Genomic DNA, 17558 nt, shown 5'->3' on the forward strand with positions numbered 1-17558 from the left:
AGCAATAGTTAAAAAACATTACTCGGCCGTTTATCACTCAAAAGTGGCCCGTTTACGATGCGTTACCAATCACTTTTCGCATCAAAAGCAACCGTTTTTGCATCAAAAAACGCCTGTTTCAGCTCAGTTTTATGGGGTAAAAGTGAATAGAAGTTAATATATTTATTGTGTAAAGGTTGCTGTTTTAACTTTCGTTATAATTTGATTTTCTAGATTGAGAAAATATTTTGTCATGATTATTTACTGTGAAGTGGATGGAAATTTTGTATGTAAAATTCGTAATGGTGTATTGTGGTTTATATTTAAGATTAAAAATTTTTCTTTAATTATTATAGTTTGGAACTTTTAGATAAATGTTTATTTAATAAATACTACTTTAGTTTTGGAATATATTATTTCAATGCTTTTCATTTTGTCTCATTAAAGTCTTCTTGGATATAAATAATATTTTGTTTAAATATTATTTTTTCAAAACAGATTATATTATTGATGTTATTTTGTATCTTTGTACATTATTTCAGATTTAAAACCAGATAACGGTATAAAGTTATACTTATACTGCAAAACGGAATGTCAACAGATAAAAATCTTATTAGAAAGCATAAATATAAGGCAATAGGCTAGCTGAGTTTAATCTTATTTTAAATAGAGAAATGGTAAATTTCTATGACAGATTTTGAAATGTTGATGTCAAGTTTTATATGTAAAGCGTAACCACAATTTTATTATGGCTGTTACAAAAGATAGAAAATATACAAAATCATATATTTATGACCTATTAGAAGGCGTAAAGGGAAAAACCTTAGGAGAAGTTGATTCTTCTGGTCAGTTTTCTCGTACAGTTAAAAGTGAAAAAATTACAGGCATAGCGGGCGATGTTATAGAACAATCAGTTTTCAAATACGAACGTGATAGTAGGCAAGAATGTGATATTGAAATAGATGGTGTCCTTACAGAGCTAAAAACGACAGGTGTACGGATACGCAAATCTGATTTGAATAAAGTAAAAGGAAAGTCTGGTTATGACTATAATATATATTTAGGGGCAAAAGAAGGCATCAGCATAACAGGTGTTACATTTGAACCGACTATTCAGACAGACTTTGTTGCTTCTCATTTTTGGGAAAAAGCAGAGCATTTGCTTATTGTCTTTTATGAGTATAAATCTTATGATGTTGTTCCTGCATCTGCTTATGCAGACTTTCCGATAATTGATTATTGTTACAATACTTTTTCAGAAAATGAGAAAGGGCAGCTGAAGGCTGATTGGGAAATTGTCAGGGATTATCTTAAGGATGTTTATGATAAATATGAGAAACAAGAAGACCGTTATGAACATCTTGTTGGATTCACTCATTTGCTTCGTCCAAATCTTTTACTGATAGAGCTGGTTCCAGGTTTTAAAAAAAGGTCTACAGGTGGTTATCAGAAGCCACGATACAGACTAAAACAGACTTTTGTAGATTATCTTGTTAAAGGCCATTTTAATAAGAGCCGTGGAGATGTTGAAGTTCAGTTAAAAGAGTCTTTTTCCAGTTTTTCTGAATTAGATTCACGTTGTCACAAATTGACAGAAATGTACAAAGGTAAAACATTTGTAGAACTTAAAGATATACTCGGAATAGATGCAGATGTTACAGATAAAGATTTTGGTGCAAAGTGTATCTTAAAGATGTTTGGTGCAGATTGCAAACGATTAAATCAGATTTCGGATTTCTCTAAAGCCGGTATTATCGCGAAGACTATCACAGTTACTCCCAGTGGAAGTAGAACGGAGGATATGAAATTGCAGCATATTGATTTTGAAGAATGGGCGGATAGAGATATTGATTTTGTTGAGTCAAATGTATATTCTTATTTTTGTGAACATAGTTTCTTGTGTCCTATATTTTGTGAAAGAGGAAATACAAAAAGAATTAAAATGAGAGATTGTTCACTTCAGAAAAAAGAAGATGCCAGAGTTGTTACCGAGTTAGGTAAGACAACTTTTGAAGGTTTCAAAAGATTTGCTTTTGATGAAAAATTCATTGAAGAGCAAGTTAAACGGACATGGGAAGATTCGAGAGCATTGATTCATCAAAATAAACTTGAATGGGAGTATGTTTTAGATAAAGATGGACAAAGACAAAAAAACAATAGTGGCTCATACAAAGGTGCTCCAAATTTTCCGAAAAGTTCAGGATATGATGTGTTTTTTAGAGGCGGAGCAAATGATTCGAGTGACAAGGCTAAAACAGAATGTGTAAATGGTGTAAGAATGTTACCACAATTCTTTTGGTTGAAAGGGTCATTTATAGCAAACAAACTCAAAACAATTCCTTACTTGTAATTTATGGTTAAGAATAAATATAGTATAAAAGTTGCTGAATTATTTGCTGGCGTGGGAGGTTTCCGTATTGGCTTAGAAGGTGCGTCAGATGTTTATGATACAATATGGAACAATCAATGGGAACCATCGACTGTACGCCAAGATGCATCTTTGGTTTATCAGGCGCGTTTCGGTTCTAAAGGACATTCAAACGTAGATATAAATAAAGTAAAGACAGAAGAAATACCTGATCATGACCTCTTGGTTGGAGGCTTTCCTTGTCAGGATTATTCTGTTGCAGCAACATTAAGTCGTTCTGGTGGGATAGAAGGTAAAAAAGGTGTCCTGTGGTGGCAAATATATCGTATACTAAATGAAAAAGGTGATAAACGGCCTCATTATATATTTTTTGAAAATGTTGACCGCTTATTAGGTTCTCCTGCCAAACAGCGAGGTAGAGATTTTGCTATAATATTGGCATCATTATCTGATTTGGGATATACTGTAGAATGGAGAGTTATAAATGCAGCAGAATATGGAATGCCACAACGTAGACGGAGAACTTACATTGTTGGTTATCTTGAAGGCTCAAATGTATATAATAAAATAGAGAGTTTAAGAGATTGGATGCTGTTTGATGGTGTTATGGCTAAAGCATTCCCTTTTATAAAAGAAGAAAAATCTGATTCAGAATTTAAGATTGAAGGTACAATAAAAGAGGTTTCTGATAATTTTAATAAAGGTCTTAAAGATAGCCCGTTTGGTAATGCCGGAATAATGCAAAACCGTATGGTGTATTCTGTTGATGCAAATCCTGTTTATGATGGAACAAGGATGACCTTAGGTGGTATTTTAATTGATGAAAGTTTTGTCCCTGAAGAATTTTTCATATCAGAAGAAGAACTTCCTAAATGGAAGTATGAGAAAGGTGCGAAGAAAATAGAAAGAGTTTCAAAGGAAGGATATAGTTATGTCTTTTCTGAGGGAGCCATGGCTTTTCCTGATGCTTTGAATCGTCCGTCAAGAACAATAATTACAGGAGAGGGTGGATCTGCTGCCTCCCGTTTTAAGCATGTAGTACAAACGCCATCTGGTAGGTATAGAAGATTAATTCCATTGGAATTGGAAAGATTAAATATGTTTCCTGATAATCATACGCTTCATGCAGACGTCTCTGACGGAAGAAGGGCTTTTTTAATGGGTAATGCCCTTGTTTGTGGCATTGTTCAAGAAATAGGTAAATCACTTTATCGTTTTATATATGGCGAAGAACCTGTGTCAACTCGTCCTATAGAGATGCAAAGAGATGCCTGTCCAAAATTGGAATTTAATTTATTTGATAATGAATCTGAACCATTAATCCATAATACAAGGAAGAAAGTATATACATTAGATAATACAAAACATGTCCTTATTGGATTTGTAAAGCCAGATAATCAAGATTATTTCCTAGATGGTGGATTGACAAAAATTTATTATACAGGCAAGACGAAGTCTTTTCCTTCAACTGTCGCTCTAAATAAACTTTATTATTTCATGCCTTATATAAAAGGAAAAGGTGTAAAGGATTTATATTTGGTACGGATAGTAAGAATTGGAAATAAGGCCGAAATACATCCTGAAATAAAAGATAAAGATCCGAGGTTGGTTTTTGAATTAGAGTATCTTGAGAGTTTACCTGAGTATATCCCAATTAAGCTCAATTTGTTTCATACTTATTGTGATACTTTGTTGGGCAGAATTAAAAGCAAATAATGATGTTGTTGTGGATATATGTTCAAATTTATATAGATAAAATAATTGATTTTATTTTAGTTCGGAAGAATAAAAATAGGCAGTTTCAAACTTTGAGATGGCCTATTTTTTATATGAAATAAATTTAAATCGTTATTTCGCCAACATGTTCTTTGTTCCACGAAAAGTGGGGCCATTCTTTATGTTCATATATATACATAGGCAGAATTGTTTTTTGCAAATATACAGTTTTGCGGACAATTAACCGCATATTTTGCGGCTTATTGTCCGCAAAGAACGATGATTTTAATGATTTAGTTATGTAAAATGTGATTTGTATCTGCTGTTTGTGCAATGTATTTTGTTGGTCTTTCATTGGATATTTACATTGCCGGGCATGGGTTTATGCATTTGTTATTGCCGCTTTTTGTGTGTTTAATGAAAACAAAAAATCCTGATTTCGAAATGAAATCAGGATTCTGTTTGTTGAGAGTGGTACCACCAGGAATCGAACCGGGGACACAAGGATTTTCAGTCCTTTGCTCTACCAACTGAGCTATGGCACCATCGTTATTGCTTGATTGCGGGTGCAAAGATATGCCTTTTTTGTTAATCATACAAATTTTTGAGCATTTTTTTTGAAAAAAATGCACGAGTTTCAAAAAAATGCTTTACCTTTGCACTCGCTTTTAAGGCATCGGGATTTAGCGCAGTTGGTAGCGCACTACGTTCGGGACGTAGGGGTCGCTGGTTCGAGTCCAGTAATCCCGACCAGAAGAGGTCAACAGGTTGGAGACAGCATGTTGGCCTCTTTTGGTTTTTGAAGCTTTATTAAAGTTGGATATTTGGACAGAAAGACACAATAATTTTGTATATTTGTATGCCCGTTGTATCATTACGGGGCATGGCTTGTGCTTTAAGCATGATAATTAAAATGCTGAAGCCGGTGGAGTGGGTGTCTTTATAATATAAAGTATGTCTTTGCCCGGACGGCAGTCGGTTTGCTGCGACAGGCATAACAGGGCTGACAGACTTATAAATAATATTGCAGGTTATGAAAATATCGGTAATTGGTGCCGGTGCCATGGGTGGAGCCATGGTGGAAGGCTTTGTCAAGTGCGGGATGTTGGCGGCAGCCGACATCACTGTTTCGGCTCCTCATGAAGCGACGCTCGAGCGCTTCAAAAGTCTCGGAGTTAATGTTACTACTGACAACAAAGTAGCGACAGCAGCAGGCGATGTGGTGTTTGTCGTGGTGAAGCCATGGCTGGCAGAGCAGGTTATAGGCGAAATACGGGCGGCTGTTGATTACAACCGGCAGATCATTGTGTCGGTTATGGCCGGCGTAAGCGGCAGTCAGCTTAAGGAATGGTTTGGCGGAACAGACGGAAAGCAGCCCCGGCTGTTTATCGTGATACCCAACATAGCCATTGCCGTGAAAAGTTCGATGACGTTTATCGTTCCGGTTAATGCAGATGAAGAAGCCACGGCTGTAATGGCTGCCCTGTTTGACTCAACCGGATTGCAGATGGTTACGGAGGAACGGCTGCTCGGAGCTGCCACTACGCTTGCATCGTGCGGCATAGCCTACGCCATGAGGTATGTCAGGGCTTCGACAGAAGGCGGCGTTGAACTCGGATTCAAGGCGCGTGACGCGCAGCGGATAGTGATGCAGACGATGAAGGGAGCCGTAGACTTGTTGCAGGCCAGCGGCAGTCATCCTGAAGTTGAGATAGACAAAGTTACTACGCCCGGAGGCATGACGATACGCGGACTTAACGAAATGGAGCATGCCGGATTTACGAGTTCTGTGATACGCGGGCTGAAAGCCGGAATGTCGAAATAAGACAGAAACTTCAAAATGAATTTCTGATAACAGTGAAACCTGTATATTAGATAAATTATAATGCAAGTTTTATCCGTAATTTACGGATTGTAGAATATTTCGCTGTTTAAGTTTCTTTTTTTTCAAATTTAATTGTTACTTTTGGCAAGTTATATTTGGAGCCTGTGCAAAGGTGAAGATAAGAAATGCTCATGGCGGATGCTATGCCAATGCCTCTGTCGGGATTAGCCGAAAGGCACTTGGCGCTTAGCCTTGTGAGTATGCGGCCGGTTTGCTCTTTGTGGGCGATGAGGCTGTGAACGTTGAATATTTTAAGGCAACAGAATCTGATTTGTTGAGCAGGTGTAAGACGATACGGCATCTGCCATGCGTGATGCGCAGGCCTCCTGTCTCACTTTGCAGAATACAGGACTGCAAATCTGCTACACTGTCAGACGGAAAGTCAGACGTTTTTATGAACTTTCAGGTATTAGGGAAATTTTTAATAAAAAGATATGAATACATTTATAAACGTAGAAGATATCGGCAATCTGCAGCAGGCACTTGCCGAAGCACAAGAAATAAAGAACGACCGCTTTAAGTATCAGCATCTTGGCAAGAACAAGACACTGATGATGATTTTCTTCAACAACAGTCTGCGCACACGACTCAGCACGCAGAAGGCAGCCATGAATCTTGGCATGAACGTGATAGTGCTCGACGTAAATGCCGGTGCATGGAAGCTGGAGACAGAGCGCGGAGTAATCATGGACGGCGACAAGAGCGAGCACCTGCTCGAAGCCATTCCGGTGATGGGTTGCTATTGCGACCTTATCGGTGTGCGCTCGTTTGCTGGCCTGACCGACCGCGAGTATGATTATGCCGAAACCGTGCTCCATCAGTTTATCAAGTACAGCGGCCGTCCTGTGTTTGCCATGGAAACGGCAACGGTGCATCCTCTTCAGGCTTTTGCCGACCTCATTACCATTGAGGAGCACAAGACAAAAGCCCGTCCGAAGGTTGTCCTGTCATGGGCACCCCATTGCCGTGCATTGCCGCAGGCCGTTCCAAACTCGTTTGCGCAGTGGATGAACGCTGCCGACGTAGACTTTGTTGTCACTCATCCCGAGGGTTATGAACTCGACCCGAAGTTTGTTGGCAATGCCCGTGTTGAGTACGACCAGATGAAAGCTCTTGAAGGAGCCGACTTCGTTTATGCCAAAAACTGGAGCTGTCCCGGCGTGACCAGTCCGGCTGATTACGGCAAGATATTAAGCAAGGACATGTCGTGGACAATAGACGCGGCACACATGGCCGTTACAGATAACGGCAAGTTTATGCACTGTCTGCCTGTACGCCGCGGTCTTATCGTAACAGACGATGTGATAGAAAGTCCTAATTCGCTCGTCATTCCAGAAGCTGCCAATCGCGAGATTTCTGCTTCTGTGGTAATCAAGCGAATGCTCGAGTCATTATAGAGTTCAACATTTTAAATCATATTTGCTAACGGAGAATGCAGGCCGATGATGACAAGTCGGGTCTGCATTCTTTATGGCTACAACCGGAAATAGTTCAGGCATTTATATATTAATACTCATTTTATTGAGTAAAAGGATATATTAAAAATAAAAATGGATAACATTGTCATACAGATGATCATACTCCTGCTGCTTGTAGTGGCGGGATTTGTTTCAAACAGATGCGGACTTATGGGCGGCGATTTCGACCGTAAGTTGTCAGGTTTTATTATCAACGTGTCGTGTCCATGTCTTATCATATCGTCAGTGATGGGCGACGTTTTTCCCGACCGGGGCATGATATTGCCATTGCTCGGCGTAGGCATGATTACTTATGTACTGCTGTTTTTGATAGCCTATTTCCTTCCACGCTATTTTGTCCGCAAAGCCGACTATCGCGGAATGTATAGTTTTATGCTTATGTTTGCCAACGTTGGTTTTATCGGCTATCCCGTTGTGGCATCAATCTTTGGCAGCCAGGCCGTATTCTATGCCAGTCTGCTCAACATCCCCAACACACTTTTCATCTTTATTGTCGGTTTGTCGTTTGTCCTTGGAAGCACAGACGGACACAAGTTTAATGTCAGCACGCTGTATTGTCCGCCAATGGTGGCGTCTTATGTCTCGATAGTTATAGTGGCCCTTGGACTTGATTCTATACCGAGGGTGGTGTCTGAGCCGTTTCATCTTTTGGGAGGCATCACCGTTCCGGGAGCGTTGCTTGTTATCGGTTCTTCGATGGCCCAGATGGATACCCGTCATATACTCGGCACAAGGTCGGTCTATGTCATGTCAGCCTTCCGTCTCTTGATAATCCCCGTGGTCATATATTTCCTGTTGCGCCTTTGCGGAGTAGACGAGACAATCAACCGCATCAACACCGTGCTTATTGGCATGCCGGTGGCCTCTTATGGCACGATGTTTTGCCTGAGATACGGGCGCGATGAGAGCGAGATGGTTGAGGGCACGCTGATCACTACCATTCTTTCCGTTGTCACCATACCTTTGCTTACGCTGATATTTTGATGCGCAGATGTTGACCGGTGTGAATGAAATATTATGTCTTTGATGTCAATTTTGTGATAAAAAAGCTGTTTTTGCGTATGCTTTAAATTTTAAAGCATTATTTTTGCGCCTAAAAAGAATATCTGCTTATGGAAAAATATGCTGTTCTGTCGGCCGTTGCCAGGGGAAATTTCTGGGAGCGGCTGTGCCATCTCTACATGAAGACGGGCGATTATGTTGATATGGAGAATCTTGAAAACCGCCATATCGTTTATGTTAAGGTGTTTCTTAGCGACATCCGCAACCAATATGCCGCTCTGCTCGAGTCGCAGCTGTGGCACGACTATCTTTCGCATGTGCCGTGTTCCGTGGTAGGGCAGGCTCCGCTTGACGGGTCGAAGGTTTCGCTTCTTGTATGCACGTCTGATGCTTCGTCGGTTTCTTCGTTTTGCAGTTTAAGGCTCTGCGGGACCGACCTGGCCGGTAAGGATGCCTATGGGCAGGCTGTGGCTCTGTTCGAAAAGTTTGTCGGCTCGGCTCATCTTGCCGATGACGCTTCAGGAGTTGGCTGCCTGCGCGTGTGGCTTTATGTGGCTGATACTGACGGCTGTCTTGATGCCGTTGAGAAGGCACGCGACGACGTGTTCGGGCGTTATGGCATTGATGCCGGCAAATTGCGTATGGCTGTTACGGTTGTTGGCGGAGTAACACATGCCGACGGAGCCGTGGTGGCTCTCGACTATCTGTCGTTTGGTGGCGATGCCAAGGCTGTCGTTCCTCCTTGCTCTGATGAAGGCTCGGCAAAAGATGAGTCTGCCGCAGGCTATGGCTGTATAGACCTTGGCGTAGATTTAGGCAGCGGATTGCGTGTTGACATTCCGCCGTTCGTACTTCCTTCTGCGACTGATGCCGACATGAGTCAGCTCGATGTGCGCCAGTATACCGGACAGATTCTTGGCGACATGGGCGTAAGGCTTAAGCGCTACGGTCTGACGATGAACCACGTAAGTTGCTTTGTGGCTTATCTTCGTGACTTTTCTGACTATACCGATGTCGATCGTCTGCTCTCCATGGCTTTCCCTTATGTGCCTCACGTCATTGTATGTGCCGACGGAGCCGGCGGCTGCTTGCCGGTGATGATAGAGAGTGTTGCCGAGAGACCTGCTGAGGCCTGACACGGGGCCTATCTGTCATGTACAGCGACATTTACGTCTGTCACAATGTCTGTATATACGGAATATTTGTGAATAATCAATGATTTTTATTAAAACAAAGGCATTTGTCGCTTTTTTTGCTTATGTTTGCATAACATATTATGCCTGCTTTGTCGGGCATTTAAGAGTTATGAGATAAAAAAAGAAATCATAAAAACAACAAAACCGAAAAGAAAAAATGAACGAAGAAAGATTGTATGATCTCATACGCGAGAAAGAAAACATCGCGTCGGTAGCCTTCCCGTCGCTTATGCGCAAGGTTTACGTGTGGATGACTCTGGCCCTTGTCATAACAGGCTTTGTGGCTTATGGCGTGGCCTCAAGTCCCGGCATAATAACAGCCCTGGTGTCTAACAAACTGCTGTTCTGGGGCTTGTTCATAGCCGAGCTAGCTCTGGTATGGACTGTTTCGGCACGCATCAACCGCCTGTCGCTTACCACAGCCACACTGCTGTTTATCCTTTATTCTGCCCTCAACGGAGCCACGCTGTCGCTTATTCTGCTCGTATATACAATGCAGTCTATTGCCAGCGTATTCTTTATCACGGCCGGCACGTTTGCCGTTATGGCAGCCATAGGCTATTTCACCAAGGCCGACCTGTCTTCATTGGGCAAGATACTTATGATGGCCCTTATCGGTCTGATCATCGCCACTGTGGTCAACGCCTTCCTGCTTAAGAGCGGCGGCTTCAGTCTTATACTTAGCTACGTCGGCGTACTGATCTTTGTCGGTCTTACAGCCTACGACACTCAGAAGATAAAGCAGATGCTGATTATGGCAGACGATGTTAACGAGGAGACACAAAAGATAGCCCTTTTAGGCTCGCTTTCGCTCTATCTCGACTTTATCAACCTCTTCCTTTATCTGCTCAGGATATTCGGAAACAGCAGAGAATAAAAGATTCATCAGTTGCGCCTTTTGACGGTGCAAATTATAATTGTTGAAGCAGGATGCAGTTGTGCATCCTGCTTTTTTGTTGAATATATATTCAGAAATATGTGAAAAATAGTTCTATTGGCGTATTTTTATACAAAAATGTTTGTATATATACGTGAATGATTGTATATTTGCAAACATAAATGAATAAATATACAGGCAAATGAAATCAAAGAACGGTAGATTACAGACTTTGCGTATGCTTATCTCAAGCCAGGAGCTTTGTTGTCAGGACGAGGTGCTCAAGGCTCTTGAGAAAGAAGGCTACAAGGTTACGCAGGCCACGTTGAGCCGCGACATGAAACAGCTTAAGGTGGCAAAGGCTACAAGTTTGAGCGGCAAATACTTCTATGTGCTGCCCAACGAGACGATGTATAAGCGCGTGTCGAGCCCTAAGACGGCTGCCGAGATGCTGCTTACGTCTGGATTTATGTCTATCAACTTTTCTGGCAACATGGGCGTTATAAGGACACGTCCGGGCTATGCCAGCAGTCTGGCTTACAACATCGACAACAGTGGCATACCATTGATATTGGGCACTATTGCCGGCGATGACACTATTTTTATTGTCATAAAGGACGGTGTGAGGCACGGAGACATTGTGGCCGAGCTGCGCAACGTCATTCCTGACATAAAATAAAGGTGGCAATAGATAATAAATAACAGAAACTTTTTAATATAAACAATGTATCAATGCCGGTTTCGTCCGGTCTTTCCCGTGCCTCATTTGGTTCGGGCAGGGACTTGACGTCCTTTACGGCAGAAACGTTACAATGATGAAAGAAATTGAAGTAATGGTGGCTGATGCGTCACATGAGAAATATGTTGACACCATTCTCGATACAATGGCGGCAGCCGCCAAGGTGCGCGGAACGGGTATTGCCAGCCGTAGCCATGAGTATCTGGCAACCAAGATGAGAGAAACCAAGGCCGTTATAGCCCTGTGTGACGGAAGGTTTGTCGGCTTCAGCTATATTGAGACATGGGGCAACAAGCATTATGTAACCACTTCGGGACTTATCGTTCATCCCGACTACAGGGGCATGGGCGTGTCTAAGCGCATAAAGGACATGACCTTCACGCTGGCCCGCACACGCTGGCCTAAGGCAAAGATATTCAGCTTGACGAGCGGTTCGGCCGTGATGCGCATGAACACGCAGCTGGGCTATCTGCCCGTAACCTTTGCCGACCTTACCGATGATGAGGCTTTCTGGCGCGGATGCGAGGGCTGCATCAACGTAGACGTGCTGAAGCGCACGGGCCGCCGCTACTGCATCTGCACCGGCATGCTTTACGACCCGGCCGAGCACGAGGGCGACAAAACTCCGATAGAGTTGCCCGCAAGCGTTATTGAGAGAATTAAAAGAATTGGAAACTGATTAAAAAACATATTTGTTATGGCAGACAAGAAAAAAGTAGTTGTGGCATTCTCAGGTGGACTCGACACCTCTTACACAGTGATGAAACTATCGCACGACATGGGCTATGAAGTCTATGCTGCATGCGCCAACACTGGCGGATTCAGCGACGAGCAGCTCAGGCAGAACGAGGAAAACGCCTACAAACTGGGCGCAAAGGAGTATGTCACGCTCGACGTTACACACGAATATTATGAGAAAAGTCTGAAATATATGATTTTCGGCAATGTGCTCCGCAACAACTGTTATCCCATTTCAGTGTCGTCAGAGCGCATCTTCCAGGCCATTGCCATTGCACGCTACGCAAAGCAGATTGGTGCCGACGCCATTGCTCACGGCTCAACAGGAGCAGGCAACGACCAGATACGTTTCGACATGACGTTCCTCGTTATGGCTCCTGGCGTTGAGATTATCACGCTTACACGCGACAAGGCTCTGTCGCGCAAGGAGGAGGTCGACTATCTTAACGAACACGGATATTTTGCCGACTTCACCAAACTGAAATACTCTTACAATGTTGGCATCTGGGGCACGAGCATCTGCGGCGGCGAGATTCTCGACTCAGCACAGGGACTGCCCGAAGAGGCTTACCTGAAGCACGTTACACGCAACGACGAGAGCGAACTGCGCATAGAGTTCAAGAAGGGAGAAATAGTTGCCGTCAACGGTGAGAAATACGACGACAAGGTTAAGGCCATACAGAAGATTGAGGAGATTGGTGCAGCCTACGGCATAGGCCGCGACTGCAACGTTGGCGACACTATCATCGGCATAAAGGGTCGTGTAGGTTTTGAGGCTGCCGCTCCGAAACTGATAATAGAGGCTCACCGCATGCTCGAGAAATATACGTTGAGCAAGTGGCAGCAGTATTGGAAAGACCAGGTTGCTAACTGGTATGGAATGTTCCTGCACGAGAGTCAGTATCTTGAGCCTGTAATGCCCGACATCGAGGCTATGCTCACCAGCAGCCAGCGCAACGTAAATGGTACGGCCATACTGAAGCTCCGTCCGTTAGGCTTTGAGTGCGTAGGTGTTGATTCGCCCGACGATCTGCTTAAGTCAAAACTTGGCGAGTACGGCGAGATGCAGCACGGCTGGACAGCCGAAGAGGCCAAGGGCTTCATAAAGGTGTTGAGCACTCCGCTGAGAGTTTATTACGGAATACACGAGGACGAGGAAAGATAACGGTATGATAGGCCGAAAATTATATTTGTCGGATAAAGACCGCAAGATTGCGGGTGTATGTGGCGGCTTGGCCGAATATCTCGGAATAGATTCTACCATTGTACGTATATTATGGGCTTTGGCCGTAATGGTGAGTTATGGCACAGGCTTCATTCTTTATCTCGTCTTTTGGCTTATCGTTCCACGAGAAAGAAATATACTTCCTTGAAAACTGCAATGATCAGAGTTGAGTGAATTTAGATAGAGTGAAAAGTGAACAATTCAAATGCTGAGTTGCTCTATAACGACAATAAAACTACAAAGCTATTGTTCTGTCGGATTTGTAACCCGACAGTATAAAGTATCAGGATCTGTGATCCGAAACTCATACCTATTAATAAAAAATAGGAAGTAGGCAAATTGAATTTAGCTTCACAGATTGTTGGCTCTTTATTTATAGCAACAAGGCATTTGACTTTAACTCCTAGCCAACTTGTTGGCGATAACTCCTCTAACTCCTTTAACTACTTTAAAATGATAAAAATCGGAATACTTGGTGCCGCCGGATATACCGGCGGCGAACTTATAAGATTATTGATAAATCATCCGCAGGCAGAGATTGTGTTTGCCAACAGCGAGAGCAACGCAGGCAATCCTGTTACTGATGTTCACGAAGGACTTTACGGCGACACGGATATGTGCTTCACGTCGGATATGCCGTTTGATAAGGTGGATGTTGTGTTCTTCTGTTTCGGTCACGGCAAGAGCCGTCAGTTCCTTCAGGAACACGACATACCGGCCAACGTAAAGATAATAGACCTCGCGCAGGACTTCCGTCTGGCTGAGCCGGGCAACGACTATGTTTATGGCCTGCCAGAAATCAACCGCGACAAGATAGCCAAGGCCAATCATGTGGCTAACCCGGGATGCTTCGCAACCTGCATACAGCTCGGTCTGTTGCCTGCCGCCGCCATGAAACTTATCAACGACGACGTGGCCGTTAATGCCATTACAGGCAGCACGGGTGCAGGACAGAAGCCTGGCGCGACAACGCATTTCAGCTGGCGCAACAACAACCTGAGCATCTACAAGGCGTTCAGTCATCAGCACGTGCCCGAGATTAGGCAGAGCCTCACGCAGGTGCAAGGCTCGCTCGATGCCGACATCGACTTCATCCCTTATCGCGGCGACTTCGCCCGCGGCATCTTCGCCACTTGCGTAGTGAAGACCGACGCTCAGGCTGATGAGATAATAGAGGGCTACAAGTCGTTCTACAAGGACGCCCCCTTCACTCATTATGTCGACAAGGCCATCGACCTGAAGCAGGTAGTAAACACCAACAAGTGCCTTGTTCACTGCGATAAATTCGGCAACAAGCTTCTCATCACTTCATGCATAGACAATCTCCTTAAAGGTGCCGTAGGTCAGGCCGTGCAGAACATGAACATCATGTTCGGCATTGACGAGACAGAAGGACTAAGATTAAAGCCGACGGCTTTTTAAGTGAAGAGTGAAGAACGAAGAGTGAAGAATTCAATTGTATAATTTATATAATGGCATGGGAACTAAAATAATAAACGAATATAACCGCAGCGATTCACCTTTACATCGGAAAAGTTATGAATTTTCGATACGGATAGTCAATATGGTGAAGTATATCAAATGTTCTGCCAAGGAATATGCACTTACCAATCAAGTGCTTCGCTCTGGTACGGCAATTGGCGCATTGGTGAGAGAAGCCGAATTCGCTCAAAGTTCTTCTGACTTCATAAATAAGCTGTCAGTAGCATTGAAAGAATGTAATGAAACTTTTTATTGGTTGAATCTTCTTAGAGATACAGATTCTATCAATGACAAAGAAGCAGATAGCATGTTGCAAGACTGTAACGAACTGACTGCCATATTGGTGGCATCAGTAAAAACGGCAAAACAAAGAAATAATAAATGATATGGTGAAAAAACGAGGTGAATCAATCATAACAAAGCAATTGAATTCTTCACTCTTCGTTCTTCACTCTTAACTTAAATAAAATGACTTTATTCGACGTTTATCCATTATTCGACATTAACATAGTAAAAGGTCGTGGCTGTTCTGTTTGGGACGACAAGGGACAGGAGTATCTCGACCTTTACGGCGGTCATGCCGTTATAAGCATTGGCCACTGCCATCCGCATTATGTAGAGAAACTCACTGAGCAGCTCAATGCCCTCGGCTTCTACAGCAACTCGGTTGTTAACACGCTGCAGCGTCAGCTTGCCGAAAGACTTGGCAAGGCGTGCGGCTACGACGACTATCAGCTGTTCCTGATCAACAGCGGAGCCGAGGCTAACGAGAACGCGCTGAAGCTGGCTTCGTTTAAGACGGGACGCACGCGTGTGCTGTCTGCCTCAAAGGCGTTCCACGGACGCACCTCGCTTGCCGTTGAAGCGACAGACAATCCTAAGATTATCGCGCCCATCAATGCCAACAATCACGTAACTTATCTGCCTCTTAACGACCTTGATGCGTGGGAGCACGAACTGGCTAAGGGCGATGTCTGCGCCTGCATCATTGAGTGCATACAGGGTGTGGGCGGCATAAAGCTTGCCACAGAGGAGTTTGCCAAGGGACTTCAGGCAGCATGCAAGAAATACGGTGCTGTGCTGATATGCGACGAGATACAGTGTGGTTACGGCCGTTCGGGCAAGTTCTTTGCTCATCAGTGGCTCGGCATACGTCCCGATCTTATCACCGTGGCCAAAGGCATAGGCAACGGCTTCCCCATGGGTGCCGTACTTATCTCGCCCGACTTCAAGCCTGAATACGGACAGCTCGGCACAACTTTTGGCGGTAACCATCTGGCATGTGCAGCAGCTCTTGCAGTGCTCGACGTTATTGAGAGCGAGCATCTTGTAGACAATGCGCATGAGGCAGGCGAATATCTCATGGCTAAGCTGAAAGAGTTACAGACTACGGAGAAGCGCATCACCGACGTGCGTGGCCGTGGCCTCATGATAGGCATCGACCTCGACATACCTCACAAGGCGCTGCGTCAGAATCTTGTTTACACCCAGCACTGCTTCACGGGCTGTGCCTCAACAAACATTCTCCGTCTTCTTCCGCCCCTGTGCTTCACCAAATCCATGGCCGACGATTTCATCGGACGTCTCAAAAAGGCGTTCGCCGAGATTTAGGCTTAATATGGATTTATGGTTAATCATTATAGTAATAAATGCTTCATCCTAGGGCAGCCGACATTCTCGGCCGCCCTTTTTTGTTGAAATAAAACAGTGCTGTATTTCATGCTGGAGTTAAAGGAGTTAGAGTAGTTATCGCCAACATGTTGGCTAGGAGTTAAAGTCAAATGCCTTGTTGCAATAAAGTAGTTCAGCAATTTGATTTTTCACTTTTCACTTTTCTTTTTTAACTTTCGTCAGAATACACATTGATTTACGACTAAAAAACGGCCCACTTTTGCATCAAAAGTGGCCCATTTACGACCCGTAAACGATAGGTTAATGATTTGAAACCAATACACATGATTTTGCTTACAGTTACTCTTTAATCTGTATTCTTTTTACGTTTATGTTAATCATAATCCACGATTTTCCTTTCAGTTTTTGGACCTTGTCAAAATTTATTCTACTTTTTGATGTCGCCAAATTTGATTTGATCTTAGCTGATTCACCATGTCAATGTTCTTAAATCTTTACATTGTGCTGATTTGTTGGCTTTGTAATAATTTGAAAATCAGTTTGTTGTAAACATCTAGCGTGATGTCTAGCGTGTTAAAATTTGCATTCTCTTTCAAGATGTGTTATCTTTGCAATAAGATAATCTGCATCTCGGCATAACATTCAAGCAAGCTTGATGCTTCTGCTCTCGATTTGCGTTATCTTTGCACAAGATAAGCGCCCGGCTGTATAATATTATAATGTCAGCAAAAGTAGTTTTATGATTAAGCCGGACGGCGTAAGCAAAATAAATTAGGATAACAAACAAAAACATAAATATCATGAAAGATACACAGACACAGATTGAATTCAGGATCCGCGCCTATGGCCGCACAGAACTAGCCCAGCTTTATTGTCCCACACTGACTCCCGGTGCCGCCTACCGCAAGCTCCGCCAGTGGATAACCCTAAGTCCCGGCCTCACCGCCCGTCTCGAGACGTTAGGCAGCGGCAAGTCGCGCACATGGACACCTGCCGAGGTAAAAGAGATTGTTGAGGCGTTGGGGGAGCCGTGAAAATATATTCTAACTTTTATTACCTATTTGATGAATAAAAGCGTTGGTATTGTAAAGTTATTGGATAACAGTGGGTTACATGATAATTCAGTTGTTAAGAATTACTTAATAACTGATTATGAAGGTATGGATAATATAATGTTTTGTGCGCATGATATTGATATATTTGTCAAAACAATCAAATTTGCCTAAAAAGTTAAACAATGA

General features: G+C 43.2%; 15 protein-coding genes and 2 tRNA genes. 16 read left to right on the forward strand and 1 reads right to left on the reverse strand.

All coding sequences use genetic code 11. From position 1 onward, the window contains the following. The first annotated feature begins 727 nt into the window (after window positions 1-727). Window positions 728-2329 (forward strand): MutH/Sau3AI family endonuclease, encoded by a 1602-nt coding sequence (locus tag ACU52_RS10900; protein WP_053398799.1) that lies wholly within the window; start codon window positions 728-730, stop codon window positions 2327-2329. A 3-nt stretch (window positions 2330-2332) separates the two neighbouring features. Beyond that, window positions 2333-4063, forward strand: a complete 1731-nt coding sequence (gene dcm / locus ACU52_RS10905; protein WP_053398800.1) for a DNA (cytosine-5-)-methyltransferase — start codon at window positions 2333-2335, stop codon at window positions 4061-4063. A 472-nt stretch (window positions 4064-4535) separates the two neighbouring features. Here dcm and ACU52_RS10915 read toward each other — a convergent pair. Then, window positions 4536-4608: transfer RNA gene (locus ACU52_RS10915), tRNA-Phe, on the reverse strand. A 132-nt stretch (window positions 4609-4740) separates the two neighbouring features. On the opposite strand from ACU52_RS10915, the gene ACU52_RS10920 reads away from it, so the two are divergent. The 14 genes from ACU52_RS10920 (at window position 4741) to ACU52_RS10980 (ending at window position 17351) form a co-directional block, all read left to right on the forward strand. Beyond that, window positions 4741-4816 (forward strand) — tRNA-Pro (locus tag ACU52_RS10920). Between the two features lie 280 nt (window positions 4817-5096). After that, complete coding sequence (locus ACU52_RS10925; protein WP_053398802.1) at window positions 5097-5888, forward strand: pyrroline-5-carboxylate reductase family protein; 792 nt, start codon at window positions 5097-5099, stop codon at window positions 5886-5888. Between the two features lie 494 nt (window positions 5889-6382). Next, window positions 6383-7345, forward strand: a complete 963-nt coding sequence (locus ACU52_RS10930; protein ID WP_053398803.1) for a Rossmann-fold NAD(P)-binding domain-containing protein — start codon at window positions 6383-6385, stop codon at window positions 7343-7345. Between the two features lie 153 nt (window positions 7346-7498). Next, window positions 7499-8410 (forward strand): AEC family transporter, encoded by a 912-nt coding sequence (locus ACU52_RS10935; protein ID WP_053398804.1) that lies wholly within the window; start codon window positions 7499-7501, stop codon window positions 8408-8410. Between the two features lie 128 nt (window positions 8411-8538). Further along, window positions 8539-9564, forward strand: a complete 1026-nt coding sequence (locus ACU52_RS10940; protein WP_053398805.1) for a hypothetical protein — start codon at window positions 8539-8541, stop codon at window positions 9562-9564. Between the two features lie 217 nt (window positions 9565-9781). Then, a complete protein-coding gene (locus tag ACU52_RS10945; protein WP_021855424.1) occupies window positions 9782-10501 on the forward strand; it encodes a Bax inhibitor-1/YccA family protein in 720 nt (239 codons plus the stop codon). Between the two features lie 202 nt (window positions 10502-10703). Continuing rightward, entirely contained in the window at window positions 10704-11180 is a 477-nt protein-coding gene (locus tag ACU52_RS10950; RefSeq protein ID WP_021855425.1) for an arginine repressor, read from the forward strand. Between the two features lie 136 nt (window positions 11181-11316). Then, window positions 11317-11919 (forward strand): GNAT family N-acetyltransferase, encoded by a 603-nt coding sequence (locus ACU52_RS10955; protein WP_053398820.1) that lies wholly within the window; start codon window positions 11317-11319, stop codon window positions 11917-11919. A gap of 18 nt (window positions 11920-11937) precedes the next feature. Then, on the forward strand, window positions 11938-13143 hold the full coding sequence (locus ACU52_RS10960; protein ID WP_053398806.1) for an argininosuccinate synthase: 1206 nt from the start codon (window positions 11938-11940) through the stop codon (window positions 13141-13143). Between the two features lie 4 nt (window positions 13144-13147). Continuing rightward, on the forward strand, window positions 13148-13351 hold the full coding sequence (locus tag ACU52_RS14835; RefSeq protein ID WP_193391582.1) for a PspC domain-containing protein: 204 nt from the start codon (window positions 13148-13150) through the stop codon (window positions 13349-13351). 305 nt (window positions 13352-13656) lie between these two features. Then, window positions 13657-14625: an N-acetyl-gamma-glutamyl-phosphate reductase gene (gene argC / locus ACU52_RS10965; RefSeq protein WP_053398807.1), complete on the forward strand. Its 969-nt coding sequence runs from the start codon at window positions 13657-13659 to the stop codon at window positions 14623-14625. A gap of 55 nt (window positions 14626-14680) precedes the next feature. Then, window positions 14681-15070, forward strand: coding sequence for a four helix bundle protein (locus ACU52_RS10970; RefSeq protein WP_053398808.1), 390 nt, complete (start codon window positions 14681-14683; stop codon window positions 15068-15070). An 83-nt stretch (window positions 15071-15153) separates the two neighbouring features. Beyond that, a complete protein-coding gene (locus ACU52_RS10975; protein ID WP_053398809.1) occupies window positions 15154-16296 on the forward strand; it encodes an aspartate aminotransferase family protein in 1143 nt (380 codons plus the stop codon). Window positions 16297-17117: 821 nt separating this feature from the next. After that, a complete protein-coding gene (locus ACU52_RS10980) occupies window positions 17118-17351 on the forward strand; it encodes a DUF4248 domain-containing protein (protein WP_021965105.1) in 234 nt (77 codons plus the stop codon). Window positions 17352-17558 lie beyond the last annotated feature (207 nt).

It is taken from the genome of Xylanibacter rarus (assembly GCF_001275135.1).
Taxonomy (GTDB): Bacteria; Bacteroidota; Bacteroidia; order Bacteroidales; family Bacteroidaceae; genus Prevotella; species Prevotella rara.